A 14,100-nucleotide genomic window follows, 5' to 3' on the forward strand; every position below is an offset into this window, starting at 1 on the left:
TCGATGAAATTTCGCACCGACAGCCTGCTAGACTCCGCGTCATAATTCTGTCTCGGAACCCCGCTATGAAACTGATTACCGCGGTTATCAAACCCTTTCTGCTGGATGAAGTTCGTGAGGCCCTCTCAGCCGTTGGCGTCAACGGCATGACGGTAACCGAGGTCAAAGGCTTCGGTCGTCAGAAAGGCCATACCGAACTCTACCGTGGCGCGGAATATGTGGTTGATTTCCTGCCCAAGACCAAGCTCGAACTGGCCGTCAATGACGATCAGCTGGATGCCGCCATCGAGGCCATCCAGAAAGCAGCCTGCACCGGGAAAATCGGTGATGGCAAAGTTTTCGTGTCGACACTGGAGCAGGTCATCCGCATCCGTACCGGTGAAACCGGCGCGCAAGCCATCTAAACTGCTGCAGCAGTCATCAAGCCGGCGCGCATCACGCCGGCTTTTTTATGTACGCCACATTATCAAAACACCGATGAACGAAGTCGAATCCGTGCGCATCCACGACAGCCGGCTCGTCCTGGACGACGGTGAGGTGTTCGTGCGTCAGTGGATACCGAGCCGTGCAAACGCACTGCCACCGCTGGTCCTGTTTCACGATTCGCTGGGCTGCGTGACGCTATGGCGCGACTTCCCCGCAGCGCTATGCACGACCCTGGGGCGGCGCATTGTGGCCTATGATCGACTGGGTTTTGGACAATCCAGCCCGCGGCTCAATCGCCCTGAGCTGGATTTCATCGAACACGAGGCTGCCGTGATATTTCCGGCGCTGTGCGCGCAGCTCGGACTGACCGAGGTGGTGACCTTCGGGCACAGTGTAGGCGGCTGCATGGCACTGGCCGCAGCCAGCCGCCATCCGCAGCGCTGCCGCGCGGTGGTTTCCGAAGCCGCCCAATCCTATGTGGAGGAGCGCACGCGCGATGGCATACGCGCAGCGCAAAAGGCCTTTGCCGATGAAACCCAGCTGGCCAAACTGGCCCGCTATCACGGCGACAAGGCGCTCTGGGTGCTCAAGGCCTGGACCGACACCTGGCTGGATCCCGCGTTCGCCAACTGGAGTCTGCAACCCGAACTGGCCACGCTGACGTGTCCTGCACTGGTTATTCATGGCGACCGTGACGAATACGGTTCGGTCGACTTCCCGCGCCGCATAGGACAAAGTGTGGCGGGCCCGGCACAGGTCGAAATCCTTGAGCAAACCGGGCACATCCCGCATCGTGAACAGCCGGAGCAAGTGCTGAAGCTGGTTGCCCGGTTTCTGAATACGCTCGAAAATCCAGCAGCCTGAGCGTCCCGCTACAACAGCAAGAGCTGATGCCATGAACGCGCTGTCGAAAGTCCTGATCTTCAAAATCCTCGCCACCGTGGTGGTCTGGTGCGTGCCCCTGATCCTGTTTCCGGTCTCGCTGCTGCAGGCGATCGGTTTTCCCGAACAGCCCGGATACATGTTTGTACGCATGCTGGGCTGGGCATATCTGGCTCTGTGCGTGGGTTATGCCTTTGCGCTGAAGGAAGCCCTCAACGGGCGGCGTTTGATGGGGCCGATCTGGGTCGGCTTGGTCAGCAATGGTGGCGCCTGTGCCTACCTGTGTTTCTATGGCTTGTCGGGTGCTTGGAGCGACTGGTCTGCCGCGCTTCAGTTCATCGCCTGGAGCTCCGCGCTGGCGACTGCCCTGATCACCTTGGGGTTGTACACCTTCGGCCTACGTGGCAGCGCACCTATCGTGCGCTAGGCGGCCACGCGCCACGATCAAACTAAACTGACAAGATCAGCGTTTCAGGCTGCCGTCGGCCAGCGCCCGCAGCAGCGTTTCGCTGGCGCTGTCACCCGGAAAAAAGCTCTCCACGCGCAGTTCGTCCGTGGTGATGTCCTGAGCCGTGCCAAAGGTGGTTATGGTGGAGAATAGGCTGATGGTATGGCCGGCCGCGCACAGCTCCATGTTCATGACTGGCGGCAGGTGCGCCGACAGGTCAGGGGTCTTCCAGCGTGACGGGGTATCCGGATAGCTCAGCACCTCCTCAAGCAGGGCCAGCAGCTGCGGGTGCTCGTGTGCCTCCCGGAAGGTGCGATTGATCATCACCGGCGCGATCTCCTCAAAGTTGCGGATATACGGCCGCAAGCCTTGCGGATGAAAGGTCAGCTTGAACACATTTGGCGGCTCTTGCGGCGCAATTTGGGCCCAGATCTGGCCGATGTCACCAATCAGGCTGAACAGGCGTAGAAGGGCTGAATTGGGCTGCAGCATCTTCCAGTTTGCATCCACCAGCACTGCAGGGAAGGGTTCATGGTGGGTCAGGATCAGGTCTAAGGCTTTTTTGACCGGCGCCATGTCCGCATCGCTCAGGGGATTGGCCGCGTACACCGCTGCGAACCCCGCCGCACCCAACATGCGGTTGCGCTCGCGCAGCGGCAGTTCCAGCGATTCGGCCAGTTGCAGGACCATGTCGCGGCTCGGCTTCGAGCGCCCTGATTCCAGAAAGCTGACATGGCGCTGCGACACATCGGCATTCACCGCCAGATCAAGCTGACTCAGACGGCGAAATCCGCGCCAGTAGCGCAACAGATCGGGGAAGCCGGAAACTTCGGCAGCCAGGGTGCTCATGCGGTGATCCTCATCAGGCGTTGGGTCATTAAGCCGTGGCGGCTGAATTCTGTCTATTACCTGATGCGTAATTGATGAGCGACCGCCGGCGCGCTGAGATATCCCCTCACCAAACGAGGACACAAGCATGAAAGCTCTACTGATCGCTGTGCTGATCGCGTTTTCCGCCTTCACCGCATGGGTGATGGCACAGGTTGGCTATGTCGGCATCTGGACCGGCGCTTTGGCCAACCCCGGCAGCGAGCAGGTGCTCGTTGATCTGGTCATCGCTTGCGCGCTGATCTGCGTGTGGATGATCAAGGATGCCCAGCAACGCGGTGCTCAGGCCTGGCCATTCGTGCTCATCACACTAACCGCCGGTTCGTTCGGCCCCTTGCTGTATCTGCTGCTGCGGCGTCCGCAGGCGGCTTGAACTGCGCCACAAAAAAGCCCCGGGATCCTCGCGGACACCGGGGCTTGTGCATGTCCCGGCCCAGCCGGGAAACAAAGTTGTCTTACTGCGGGAACAGCGCGCCCAGCTGCTGGGCAAACATCATGTCGCCGTCGAGCTGAATCTTACCGGTCATGAACGCGGTCATGCCGTCCAGTTCGCCGGTCAGCATGGCGACCAAATCTTCGTCTTCCATGGTCACGGCCACGGTGTACTCGTCGACCGAACCTTCTACCACCGTGCACTCGCCGTTCTTGATGGTGACGGTACGCGGGGTGGAGCAGTTGAACTGGATCACGGCATCAACACCGGCCGCCGCATCGGCATTCAGTTTGCTCGGCATCGCGCCAAAGATATCGTCCAAAGTCATAAGTCTTCCTGAGTGTCTGTTGACGGTGTATGCAGGATGCAACGTCGCGTTACTGCAGCGCTGCGTTCCCCCCTGATTACCCGCCGGGTCTATGGGAGTCCCGAGTCTAGCCCACGTCCGGTAAAAACAAAACCGGTAAGAGGGCTTACTTTGTCACCATTCGGTGACACTTCCATTTTCGTGGTCAAACTGTGCTAAGTTCCGGCGCTCGCGGGCAGGTGTTACGGATATTTGATAATCCTGATTACCCGCCGCCATGACACCCGCCGGCCGATCACCCGGCGTCTCGGCGAAAGGCCCCAGAGCCCTTCGCAGCGTGAGGACAAGCATGCAATTTACATCTGAACACGAAGACATCCGCCGTACCGTCAAACGCTTTGTTGACGAGGTCATCAACCCCAATGTCGATGACTGGGAAGCGTCCCAGACCTTTCCCGCCCGCGAAGTACTGGCCAAGGCCGGTGAACTGGGCATACTGGGCATCAACAAGCCGGTCGAATACGGCGGTATGGGCCTGGATTACAGCTATCAGATGGTCTACGCCGAAGAGCTTGGCAACGCACATTGCGGCGGCATCCCCATGGCCATCGGTGTGGTCACCGATATGGCCACGCCCGCGCTGGCCCGGTTTGGCTCTGACGAGCTCAAACGCGAGTTCCTGGCGCCGACCATTGCCGGCGAGCGGGTCTGTTCCATCGGTGTGTCCGAGCCCGGCGCCGGCTCCGATGTGGCCAACATCCGCACCACGGCGGTCAAGGATGGCGACGATTACGTCATCAACGGCACCAAGATGTGGATCACCAACGGCACTCAGGCCGACTGGATCTGCCTGTTGTGCAACACCTCCGATGGCAGCCGCCATGGCAACAAATCGCTGATCATCGTGCCCATGGATGCACCGGGCATTGAAGTGGCGCAGAAGATTCACAAGATCGGCATGTGGTCATCCGACACCGCACAGCTGTTCTTCGACAACGTACGGGTTCCGCAGCGTTATCTGATTGGTCAGGAAGGTGCTGGCTTCATGTACCAGATGATGCAGTTCCAGGAAGAACGCATTTTTGGCGCGACCAGCATTCTGCGCGGGATGGAGCAGTGTGTGGAACAAACGCTGGACTACACACGCCAACGCCAGACCTTCGGTCAACCGCTGATTCACAACCAGACGGTGCATTTCCGCCTGGCCGAACTGCAGACCGAAATCGAAGCGCTGCGCGCGCTGTGCTATCAGACCTGCGAGGATTACCTCAATGGCAAGGACGTGGTGAAGCAGGCGTCCATGGCCAAGCTCAAGGCCGGCCGGCTGGCCCGCGAAGTGGCCGATTCCTGCCTCCAGTACTGGGGCGGCATGGGTTACACCTGGGAGAATCCGGTGTCGCGTTTCTTCCGTGATGGCCGCCTGATTTCCATTGGCGGCGGCGCGGATGAAATCATGCTGGGTATCATATGCAAGCTGATGGGCAGTTTGCCCGGTAAACAGAAATAACCAAGCAGGGGAGACGGGCCGTATGCCGGTCATAGCATCCAAGATCGACGTCCATTCCGACGGCTTTAAAACCAACCGCGAAGACATGCTCGCGGCCATTGCCAAATTGCGCGAAGTCGAAGACAGCGTGCGCGGTTCCGAGGAAAAGCGCCGAGAGCGCTTTGAGCAGCGCGGCCAGTTGATGCCGCGCGAGCGCGTAGCCCTGATGCTGGATCGTGGCTCGCCGTTTCTTGAGCTGTCGACCTTGTGTGGCTACAAGGAACACGATGACAAGGACGGCTCGCTGGCCGGCGGCAATCAGATTTGCGGCATCGGCTATGTGTCGGGCACGCGTTGCATGCTGGTGGCCTCCAACAGCGCCATCAAGGGCGGCACCATGTCGCCCTGGGGGGTGCAGAAAACCCTGCGCATCCAGGAAATTGCACTCAAGCAGAAGCTGCCGGTGATCTCCATGATCGAATCCGGCGGCGCCAACCTGCCGTATCAGCTGGAAATGTTCATCGAAGGCGGACGCACATTCTGCAACCAGGCCCAACTGTCGGCCGCCGGCATCCCTCAGATCACCGTGGTGCATGGCTCGTCAACGGCAGGTGGCGCCTACATGCCAGGGCTGTCGGACTACGTCATCATGGTGCGTAACAAGGCCAAGGTGTTCCTGGCCGGGCCGCCGTTGCTCAAGGCCGCCACCGGCGAAATTGCCAATGACGAAGAACTGGGCGGGGCGGACATGCACGGCACCGTGGCCGGCACCTGCGAATATCTGGCCGAAGATGATGCCGATGGCATCCGCATCGCCCGTGAAGTGGTGGCCAAGCTGGACTGGAACAAGGCCCCAGGCCGTCCCCCGCGCAAAAGTTTCAAGGCGCCGCGGCTGTCTGCCGACGAGCTGGCCGGCGTGGTCCCGGTCGACTACAAGAAACCCTACGATTGTCGCGAGGTGATCGCGCGTCTGGTCGATGATTCCGATTTCACCGAGTTCAAGGCCGACTTTGACCAGCAGACCATCTGTGGCCAGGCCAAGATCGAAGGTTGGCCGGTCGGCTTGATCGGCAATAACGGACCGATCAACACCAAGGGTGCCAACAAGGCAGGGCAGTTCATCCAGCTGTGCTGTCAGGCCGACATCCCGATCATTTATCTGCAGAACATCACCGGCTACATGGTCGGCAGCGAATCCGAACAGGCGGGCATCGTCAAGCACGGCTCGAAGATGATTCAGGCCGTGGCCAACGCCTCCGTTCCGCAGATCACTTTGGTCATCGGCGGTTCTTTCGGGGCTGGCAACTACGGCATGTGCGGGCGCGGTTTCGGGCCGGATTTCATTTTCGCCTGGCCCAACAGCCGCACCGCAGTAATGGGCGGCGAACAGGCTGCCGGAGTTATGGCCATCGTCAGCGAAGGCAAATTGCCGGAGGCCCAGATCGAGGCCATGAAGCAGAACATCGTGCGCCTGTTCGATGAGCAATCGCACCCCTTTAAGGTCTCAGGCCACATGATTGATGATGGTCTGATCGACCCGCGTGACTCTCGCCGGGTGCTGGCCTACACCTTGTCGATCTGTCGTGATGCTCGCCACCGCGAGGTGGTCAGCAACAGCTTCGGCATCGCCCGTCTGTAAGCGGAGGGACAGCCATGCAATTGAGCCACGAACACGAGGAAATCCGGCGCACCACGCGTCGCTTCGTCGAGGACGAAATCAACCCCAATGTGGAAGCCTGGGAGCGGGCCGGGGAGTTTCCCGCCCATGAGGTGTTCCGCGGGCTGGGCGAACTGGGTTTGCTCGGCATCACCAAGCCGGAAAATGTCGGCGGTCTGGGCCTCGACTATTCGTTTCAGGTGGTCTTCGCCGAAGCCCTGGGGGCCTGCACCTGCGGCGGGATTCCGATGGCGATCGGCGTGCAGACCGACATGGCCACCCCGGCGCTGGCACGCTTTGGTTCCGATGAACTGCAGCAGGAATTTCTGGCCCCGGCGATCGCCGGCGAGCATGTGGCCGCGATTGCGGTCAGCGAACCCGGCGCCGGCTCTGATGTAGCCAGCATCAAGACCAGTGCCCGCCGCGACGGTCATGACTACGTCATCAACGGCCAGAAAATGTGGATCACCAACGGCACTCAGGCTGACTGGGCCTGCATGCTGGTCAACACCTCGGAAGGCGCCGGCCACAACAACAAATCACTCATCGTGGTGCCGCTGGACGCCCCCGGCGTGCAGCGCGAAACCAAGCTCGACAAGCTCGGCCAGCGCTCGTCTGACACCGCGATCATTTTCCTCGACGGTGTGCGCGTTCCAGCAAGCAACCTGATCGGCGAGGAAGGCAAGGGTTTTACCTACCAGATGCTGCAGTTCCAGGAAGAGCGTTTGTTCCTCTCGGCCAGCATTCTGGAGGCCATGGAACGGGTGCTCACGGACACCATCGATTACACCCGTCAGCGCAAGATCTTTGGCAAAGGCGTCATCGACAATCAGTACGTTGCCTTCACCATTGCCGAGCTAAAAACCGAACTCGAAGCGGCGCGATCGCTGGTCTGGCGCGCCACCGCTGATCTGGTGCGCGGCGAAGACGTCTCGGTGACCGCCTCCATGGCCAAACTCAAGACCGGCCGTCTGGCCCGCCAGATCACCGATACCTGCCTGCAGTTCTGGGGCGGGCAGGGCTATATGTGGGAAAGCTCGGTCTCGCAGTTCTATCGCGACCTGCGCCTGCATTCCATTGGTGGCGGGGCCGACGAAGTGATGCTCAGCATCCTGGTCAAGCGACTTGGCCTCAAAAGCGAACTCTGAAAACGAACAATGACAAGCGAGATCTGATTCGTGCGCTCGATTCAAAAGGTATTGATTGCCAACCGCGGTGAAATCGCCGTCCGTATTATTCAGGGTGCGCGCAAACTGGGGTTGCGCACCGTCGCGGTGTACAGCGACGCGGACCGTCACGCGCGGCACGTGCTGGAAGCCGACCAGGCCGTACACATTGGCCCCTCCACCGTGGCGGAATCGTATCTGCGCGCGGATCGGCTGATAGCAGCCGCCAAGGCGGCCGGCGCACAGGCCATACACCCGGGTTACGGCTTCCTCGCCGAAAATGCCGATTTTGCTCAGGCCTGCGCCGACGCCGGCCTGGTCTTTGTTGGCCCCAGCCCGGATGCAATTGCCCTGATGGGCAACAAACGTGCGTCCAAGATCAAGATGATCGACGCTGGCGTGCCCTGCGTACCGGGCTATGAAGGTGCGGATCAGGACGATGCCACCTTGCTGCAGGAAATCGGCAAGATTGGCTTCCCGGTCATGATCAAGGCTGCAGCCGGCGGCGGTGGCCGCGGCATGCGCCTGTGCCACAGCCAGGATGAAGCCGCGGCGCAAATCCGCTCGGCGCGCTCCGAGGCGGAATCCGCCTTCGGCAGCGGCGAACTGATCCTGGAGAAAGCAGTGATCGGCGCACGTCACGTCGAAATCCAGGTGTTCGGTGATCAGCATGGTCAGGTCGTGCATCTGGGCGAACGTGACTGTTCGGTACAGCGCCGACATCAGAAAGTGGTCGAGGAAAGCCCGTCACCGGCAGTCGACGAAGCCCTGCGCGCTCGCATGGGCGAGGCGGCCGTGCAAGCAGCCCGCAGCATCGACTATCAGGGCGCCGGCACGGTCGAGTTCCTGCTCGGGGCTGACGGGGCGTTTTATTTCCTGGAAATGAACACACGCTTGCAGGTCGAGCATCCGGTGACCGAGCTGGTAACCGGCGTTGATCTTGTTGAATGGCAGTTCCGCATCGCTGATGGCGAGCCGTTGCCGCTGAGCCAGGACAACATCACCCAGCAAGGCCACGCCATTGAAGTGCGCCTGTGCGCCGAGGACAGCCGCCATGGCGACGTGCCGCAAACCGGCCCGGTGCTGCGCTGGCGGGTGCCGCAAGGCGAGGGCGTGCGCATGGATCACGGTCTGGTCGAGGGCGGCGAGGTCAGCCCGTTCTACGACTCCATGCTGGGCAAGCTGATCGTGTACGGGCATGACCGCGAAGCGGCGCGCCTGCGCCTGCGCCGTGCCCTGGTCGACACCACCCTGCACGGGGTGATCAGCAACATCGATTTTCTGCAGCAGATCATCCAGGAAGCCGATTTCGCCAGTGGCGATTTCCACACCGGCTACATTCCTGCGCACTTTCCGGATGAACAGCGTGCCGCCGAAACACCGGATGCCGCGCACTGGGCGGTGGCCGCGATGGTGCTGTACTGGGATGACACCTGGCAGCTCTACAGCGAGGCCGACTTCGCCACCGACATGCTCGGCTGGATGAGCGCCAACCGCAGCGAGCAATATCTCAAGCTGCGCTGGGAGGATGTCGAGCAAACCGTCTACCTGCTCAACGAAGGCGGGCGTCGCTGCACGGTCCGCGTGGGTGATCAACAATTCCATTTTGACGTCGATGCCTGCGACGGTTTCGAGCGTCAGTTCTATTTCGAAGGTGTGCGCCGCAGCGCCCGCTATACCCGCCAGGATCATCAGATCTGGGTCAGTTTTGACGCCCGCACCTGGTGCTATGCCGATCTCACCCTGGTGCCACCGGCACCGCCGGAGGCCGGCAGTGATGGTCGCATCTGCGCCAACAGCGACGGCAAGTTGCTGGATGTCGCAGTTCAGGTCGGTGATCAGGTCGCGCCTGGCCAGACCATCGCGGTGCTGGAAGCCATGAAAATGGAGTTCCAGCTGACCACACCGGTGGCTGGCCGCGTGGTGGCCGTCAATGCCAGCGCTGGTGATCAGGTCGCCAATCGCCAGCTGATTGTGGAGCTCAGCGTCGAGGAGAACGATGACGCCTGATGGCGAACACAGCCTCGGGACCATTCGTGCGTTCGCTTTCGTCCACATCCCCAAGACCGCGGGCACGGCATTTCGGGTCGCCGCCACCCGCCGTTTTGGGCAAGACGCGGTACATCTGCACTACAAGCCGCAGAATCCGCAAACCTCGGCGCTCATCCGTGCCAGCGTGCTCGATGACAAACCACAAGCGTTCGCCGATCACTTTCTCAACGGTGAGCCGCAGATGCTGTGCGGCCATTTCGCCGCGCGCAGCTACCTCGATATCCTCGGCCGCAAGGTTCACTGGTGCACCGTGATTCGAGACCCGGTCGAACGGGTCCTGTCCGACTACGCGCATATCCTCAAGAAGGCCGCTGACCCGGACAAGCGGCGTCGTTCACTGCCGCTGGAGACGTTCATCGAACGCCCCAACCAGATCAACAAACAGCACGACCTGCTTGAAGGCCTGACGCTGGATGATTTTGCCTGGATCGGCGAGACCGAAAATTTTGCCGCCAGCGTGATGGTTTTCAATGAACGCTTTGGCATGAACCTGCCGGTACCGCGGGTCAACATTGGCAACTGGGATTTGCTGCAGGGCGCCGACCAGGACAAGGACCTGCGCGCGCACATCGCCAAACTGAATCAGCGTGACATCGCGCTGGTCGAAACACTCCGCCAACACCCCTGCGTGCAACAGGCACGCCAGCACGCGGCGCAAGCCGCATCACAAGCTACAGCGGGTGACGCATCCAACCCTGCGCATCCAGGCTCAGATACTCACCCTGACGCTCGGTCCAGTCACTGAGCACCAGCCGCGTTCGCTGCGCATCAAACGCGTGTTCGGCCGGACGATGGGTGTGACCATGAATCAGCAGGCGACAGGCCGGGTGTGCGTCAAAAAAAGCACTCACGGCCTGCGGCGTGACATCGAGAATGTCCTCGGGCTTGAGACGGGTCATTTCACGCGCACTGCCGCGAATCCGTGCCGCGATGCGCAGCTTCAGCGTGCGTGGCAGTCGACGATAAAGCCATTGCAACCACGGCCAACGCACAATTCGCCGAAAACGCTGGTAGCCAACATCATCCGTACACAGCACATCACCATGCATGAACTTGATGTCGCAGCGCCCTGGCGGCGAAAAGGGTTCGCTGACCACGCGCGCACCGCTGGCCTGTTCAAAGCCCGCCCCGCATAAAAAATCACGGTTGCCGCAAATGAAGGCAATGGGGACGCCATGCCGGGTCAGCCCCCGCATGGCCGCCAGTTCGTCCGCGTAGAGTGGTGCCGAGACATCGTCATCGGCCCACACTTCAAACAAATCACCCAGGATGTAAACAGCCTCAGCCTGGCGGGCCGGGCCGTTCAGATAATCGATAAAACGGGCGCTGATCGCAGGTCGCGCGGGATCCAGATGAAGATCCGACAACACATGCAGCGCCACGGGCCAGCTTACTCGGCAGCAGCCGGGGCATCCGGCGTGGTGCTCGGCGTGGGCTGCGGCACCCGCGAGATGCTTTCAATCACCACCATGTCCTGCGGCACATCACTGCGGAAACGACCGCCGGGGCCGGTTTTGACCGCGGCAATGGCATCCACCACGTTCATACCATCCACCACTTCGCCAAACACGGCATAACCCCAGCCGTGCATGGTCGGCGCCCGGTGATCCAGGTTGCTGTTGTCGCGGTGATTGATGAAGAACTGTGCCGTGGCCGAATGCGGATCCGAGGTACGTGCCATGGCGATGGTGCCGCGCATGTTCTTGAGGCCGTTGTCAGCTTCGTTCTTGACCGGCGACGCCGTGCTCTTTTGCGCGTAGTCGGCGGTGAAGCCACCACCCTGAATCATGAAACCGGCGATGACCCGATGAAAGATCGTGCCGTCGTAAAAGCCTTCGTCCACGTAACGCAGAAAATTGGCCACCGTTTCCGGCGCCTTGTCATCGGCCAGGGCAATGCGGATGGTGCCCCGGTTGGTTTCGATATCCACCAGAGTCTGGGCGTGAGCAGTTGCAGTCATCAAAATTCCAGTCAGCAGTAGTCCGAGAAAACGGATCATGAAGAGTCCTTATTGCACGGCATCCAGTGCATGGCGGATGTAATCCACCCCACAGCCGGATTGGGGAACGGAAAGTCGGCGGCGCCAGATCTTCGCGCCGGGACGGCCATTGTACAGGCCGAGTATGTGTCGGCTGACCTGTTTGACGGGGGCGCCGCGCTGTTGTTCCGCAGCCACGTAGGGCAGCAGCGCCTCGACCACCTGCTCACGACTGGGTGCATGCATCTCACCGAAAAGGCGCTGATCCACCTCGGCCAGGACGTAGGGATTCTTGTAGGCCGCCCGGCCAAGCATCACGCCATCCAACGTTTCGAGCTGGCTTTGGGCCATGCCCAGATCCTCAATACCGCCGTTGATCACGATGGTCAGCTCAGGGTAAAGACGCTTGAGCGCGTGAACCCGCTCGTACTGCAGCGGCGGTATCTCGCGGTTTTCCTTGGGGCTCAGGCCATTCAGCCAGGCTTTGCGGGCATGCACGATGAACACGCGGCAACCGGCTGCAGCCACGCTTTCAATAAAGCCATGCAAATGCTCGTCCGAATCCAGCTCGTCAATGCCCAGCCGACATTTGACCGTCACCGGAATATTCACCTCAGCCTGCATCGCCGCCACGCAGTCGGCCACGCGCTGTGGCTCGGCCATCAGGCAGGCGCCAAAACGACCGTTCTGAACCCGATCACTGGGACAGCCGCAGTTCAAATTGATTTCGTCGTAGCCGTAGGCCTGGCCTTCGCGGGCCGCGTAGGCCAGCGCATCCGCTTCGCTGCCACCAAGCTGCAAAGCCACCGGATGCTCGCTCGCATCAAAGCCCAGCAGATGGTCACGATCACCATGAATAATGGCGTTGGCCGTCACCATTTCGGTGTACAGGCGCGCATGCCGACTGAGCAGACGGTGAAACACACGGCATTGCGTAGTGGTCCAGTCCATCATCGGCGCAACACAGAAGCGCCAAGGCGAGGTCGGATGAGAGTCGGCAGTCACGGGTACAAAGGCTAGAGCTGAGTTGTCGATGCTGACCATCATCAGCAATGCGGTAGGTACTCGACGGGCGAGCAGGGGCGTTATTGTACGCGATCAGTCTGCATGTGCCGGGCTTGCCAAGTATGGGGCTATCCCACAAAAAACGCCGCCGTATCGAATACGGCGGCGCTGGAGTTTTTGATTGCCCGACTTAACTTTCGGTCGGAGGATCAACCAGTCGGCCTGCGGTACAGAACTCATGGATGTAGAGCTTCTCACCCAGATCCAGCGACAGCAGGCCTGAACTGATGGACAACTGTGCGCGGCTGTAAGGCTTAGTTGTCTTGTAGCCGATGAGCGCATAGCCCGCATCCGTGCTCAGCTGATTGGTCGACAACCCAAGAAGCGACAAACTGCTCGTGGTGACCTTGACGCCGCTCTCCTGGACCACATCGCCCAACAAGGTTTGTACGGACAGCGTCGACAGCACACCAAGCTCAAGCAATGACGGCGGGAAGGACACAGCGAACACGGCGTAATGGCCGGCCGGCATGGTCTGCCCATCCGGCAGATTGACGATCACATCCATGGAATTGAGCAAACCACCAAGACCCGACAACGCTTGCGTCACCACGGCGGCCGTACGCAGATCCCCATCAAGGGCCAGTACGCTGTCAGACAACCCATTGAGCAAGTTGTCGACGCTGTCACCCGACAACAGGGCCAGCAAATTACCAAGCAGACCTCCGACCAGGCCGTTTGCGCCGATCTCGATATAAGCACCCGCATTGAACGAGGTTGACTGGCTGCACACGAAGCCTTTAGCCGGTGAGCTTGGATTGCCCGCAACAACCTTGATGCCTTCCATAATGGCGCCGCCAACAATGCCCGTGTTGGGGAATCCGCTGTCTGTATTGTTGTCGCCGCCGGTGTACTCGCCGCCCGGATTGTAGCCGTCGTTGCCATCAACGCCGCCTGAGGCCCGCGTGCCGCCACCATCTGAACCGCAGGCGGTAAGAAGTCCCAAAGCCAAGGCGCAGGCGATCACATTCGCTCTTGCGAAAGAAGAGTATTCCACTATCAAATCCTTTTGATAAATCAATTATTTCCGTATCAAGCCGTAGCTTGCGGGGCGATCTTTTGGGCCGCGATGTGAAGAAAATGTGAAGACGCAGTTTCACAGCCTTTGCGGGCCTGCTGAGCACACTGAAAACAACCTCGCAAAGCCTTGAGCGTCAAGCCATTGACGGTATTAGACCCGATCCTAAGTCAGCCACGTCCCGACCGACATGGGATGCATCAACGGGCAGGAAATGCGCCCTCATTTGCACATAAAAAAAGCCAACCACCTCAGTGATCGGCTCCTTGGGTTGCCACAAGCTCAAGGCCAGAT

The 14,100-nt window shown here is 60.4% G+C and carries 15 protein-coding genes; 9 read left to right on the forward strand and 6 right to left on the reverse strand.

All coding sequences use genetic code 11. The annotated features are described in order from the left end of the window. The first annotated feature begins 65 nt into the window (after positions 1 to 65). The 3 genes from ATO7_RS12980 to ATO7_RS12990 all read left to right on the forward strand — a co-directional run bounded on the left by ATO7_RS12980 (position 66) and on the right by ATO7_RS12990 (position 1,735). Positions 66 to 404, forward strand: coding sequence for a P-II family nitrogen regulator (locus ATO7_RS12980; RefSeq protein ID WP_083562345.1), 339 nt, complete (start codon positions 66 to 68; stop codon positions 402 to 404). A gap of 73 nt (positions 405 to 477) precedes the next feature. Further along, positions 478 to 1,290, forward strand: coding sequence for an alpha/beta fold hydrolase (locus ATO7_RS12985; protein WP_083562346.1), 813 nt, complete (start codon positions 478 to 480; stop codon positions 1,288 to 1,290). 31 nt (positions 1,291 to 1,321) lie between these two features. Continuing rightward, the gene (locus tag ATO7_RS12990; RefSeq protein WP_083562347.1) at positions 1,322 to 1,735 is read left to right on the forward strand and encodes a hypothetical protein; all 414 of its coding nucleotides are present in this window, start codon (positions 1,322 to 1,324) and stop codon (positions 1,733 to 1,735) included. A 36-nt stretch (positions 1,736 to 1,771) separates the two neighbouring features. Here ATO7_RS12990 and ATO7_RS12995 read toward each other — a convergent pair whose 3' ends face one another. Continuing rightward, entirely contained in the window at positions 1,772 to 2,605 is an 834-nt protein-coding gene (locus ATO7_RS12995) for a helix-turn-helix domain-containing protein (RefSeq protein WP_146680345.1), read from the reverse strand. Positions 2,606 to 2,732: 127 nt separating this feature from the next. Here ATO7_RS12995 and ATO7_RS13000 point away from each other — a divergent pair, with 127 nt between their 5' ends. Next, entirely contained in the window at positions 2,733 to 3,017 is a 285-nt protein-coding gene (locus ATO7_RS13000) for a DUF2834 domain-containing protein (protein ID WP_083562351.1), read from the forward strand. An 82-nt stretch (positions 3,018 to 3,099) separates the two neighbouring features. Here the strand turns inward: ATO7_RS13000 and ATO7_RS13005 are convergent, their stop codons facing one another. After that, positions 3,100 to 3,405 carry an SCP2 sterol-binding domain-containing protein gene (locus ATO7_RS13005; RefSeq protein ID WP_083562353.1) on the reverse strand — a complete coding sequence of 102 codons (306 nt, stop codon included), beginning with the start codon at positions 3,403 to 3,405 and terminating at the stop codon, positions 3,100 to 3,102. Positions 3,406 to 3,733: 328 nt separating this feature from the next. Here ATO7_RS13005 and ATO7_RS13010 point away from each other — a divergent pair, with 328 nt between their 5' ends. Genes ATO7_RS13010 through ATO7_RS13030 form a run of 5 tightly spaced genes read left to right on the forward strand, consistent with a single transcriptional unit; the run spans position 3,734 to position 10,490 of the window. Further along, positions 3,734 to 4,891: an acyl-CoA dehydrogenase family protein gene (locus ATO7_RS13010; RefSeq protein WP_083562355.1), complete on the forward strand. Its 1,158-nt coding sequence runs from the start codon at positions 3,734 to 3,736 to the stop codon at positions 4,889 to 4,891. 22 nt (positions 4,892 to 4,913) lie between these two features. Beyond that, positions 4,914 to 6,509 carry an acyl-CoA carboxylase subunit beta gene (locus ATO7_RS13015; protein WP_083562356.1) on the forward strand — a complete coding sequence of 532 codons (1,596 nt, stop codon included), beginning with the start codon at positions 4,914 to 4,916 and terminating at the stop codon, positions 6,507 to 6,509. 14 nt (positions 6,510 to 6,523) lie between these two features. Further along, complete coding sequence (locus ATO7_RS13020) at positions 6,524 to 7,675, forward strand: acyl-CoA dehydrogenase family protein (RefSeq protein ID WP_083562358.1); 1,152 nt, start codon at positions 6,524 to 6,526, stop codon at positions 7,673 to 7,675. A gap of 30 nt (positions 7,676 to 7,705) precedes the next feature. Beyond that, positions 7,706 to 9,703, forward strand: coding sequence for an acetyl/propionyl/methylcrotonyl-CoA carboxylase subunit alpha (locus tag ATO7_RS13025; RefSeq protein WP_083562360.1), 1,998 nt, complete (start codon positions 7,706 to 7,708; stop codon positions 9,701 to 9,703). Further along, positions 9,693 to 10,490: a sulfotransferase family 2 domain-containing protein gene (locus ATO7_RS13030; protein WP_083562362.1), complete on the forward strand. Its 798-nt coding sequence runs from the start codon at positions 9,693 to 9,695 to the stop codon at positions 10,488 to 10,490. Before ATO7_RS13025 ends, ATO7_RS13030 begins: the two co-directional genes overlap by 11 nt. On the opposite strand, the gene ATO7_RS13035 is transcribed toward ATO7_RS13030, so the two are convergent. The 4 genes from ATO7_RS13035 to ATO7_RS13050 form a co-directional block, all read right to left on the reverse strand. Then, positions 10,417 to 11,127: a UDP-2,3-diacylglucosamine diphosphatase gene (locus tag ATO7_RS13035; RefSeq protein WP_083562364.1), complete on the reverse strand. Its 711-nt coding sequence runs from the start codon at positions 11,125 to 11,127 to the stop codon at positions 10,417 to 10,419. The two genes, ATO7_RS13030 and ATO7_RS13035, sit on opposite strands and share 74 nt — an antisense overlap. A gap of 8 nt (positions 11,128 to 11,135) precedes the next feature. Then, entirely contained in the window at positions 11,136 to 11,705 is a 570-nt protein-coding gene (locus tag ATO7_RS13040; RefSeq protein ID WP_206044924.1) for a peptidylprolyl isomerase, read from the reverse strand. Positions 11,706 to 11,753: 48 nt separating this feature from the next. Continuing rightward, positions 11,754 to 12,770 (reverse strand): tRNA dihydrouridine(20/20a) synthase DusA, encoded by a 1,017-nt coding sequence (gene dusA / locus ATO7_RS13045; protein WP_407938469.1) that lies wholly within the window; start codon positions 12,768 to 12,770, stop codon positions 11,754 to 11,756. Positions 12,771 to 12,918: 148 nt separating this feature from the next. Continuing rightward, on the reverse strand, positions 12,919 to 13,785 hold the full coding sequence (locus ATO7_RS13050; protein ID WP_146680346.1) for a hypothetical protein: 867 nt from the start codon (positions 13,783 to 13,785) through the stop codon (positions 12,919 to 12,921). Positions 13,786 to 14,100 lie beyond the last annotated feature (315 nt).

The organism is Oceanococcus atlanticus, assembly GCF_002088235.1.
In the GTDB taxonomy this organism is placed as follows: domain Bacteria; phylum Pseudomonadota; class Gammaproteobacteria; order Nevskiales; family Oceanococcaceae; genus Oceanococcus; species Oceanococcus atlanticus.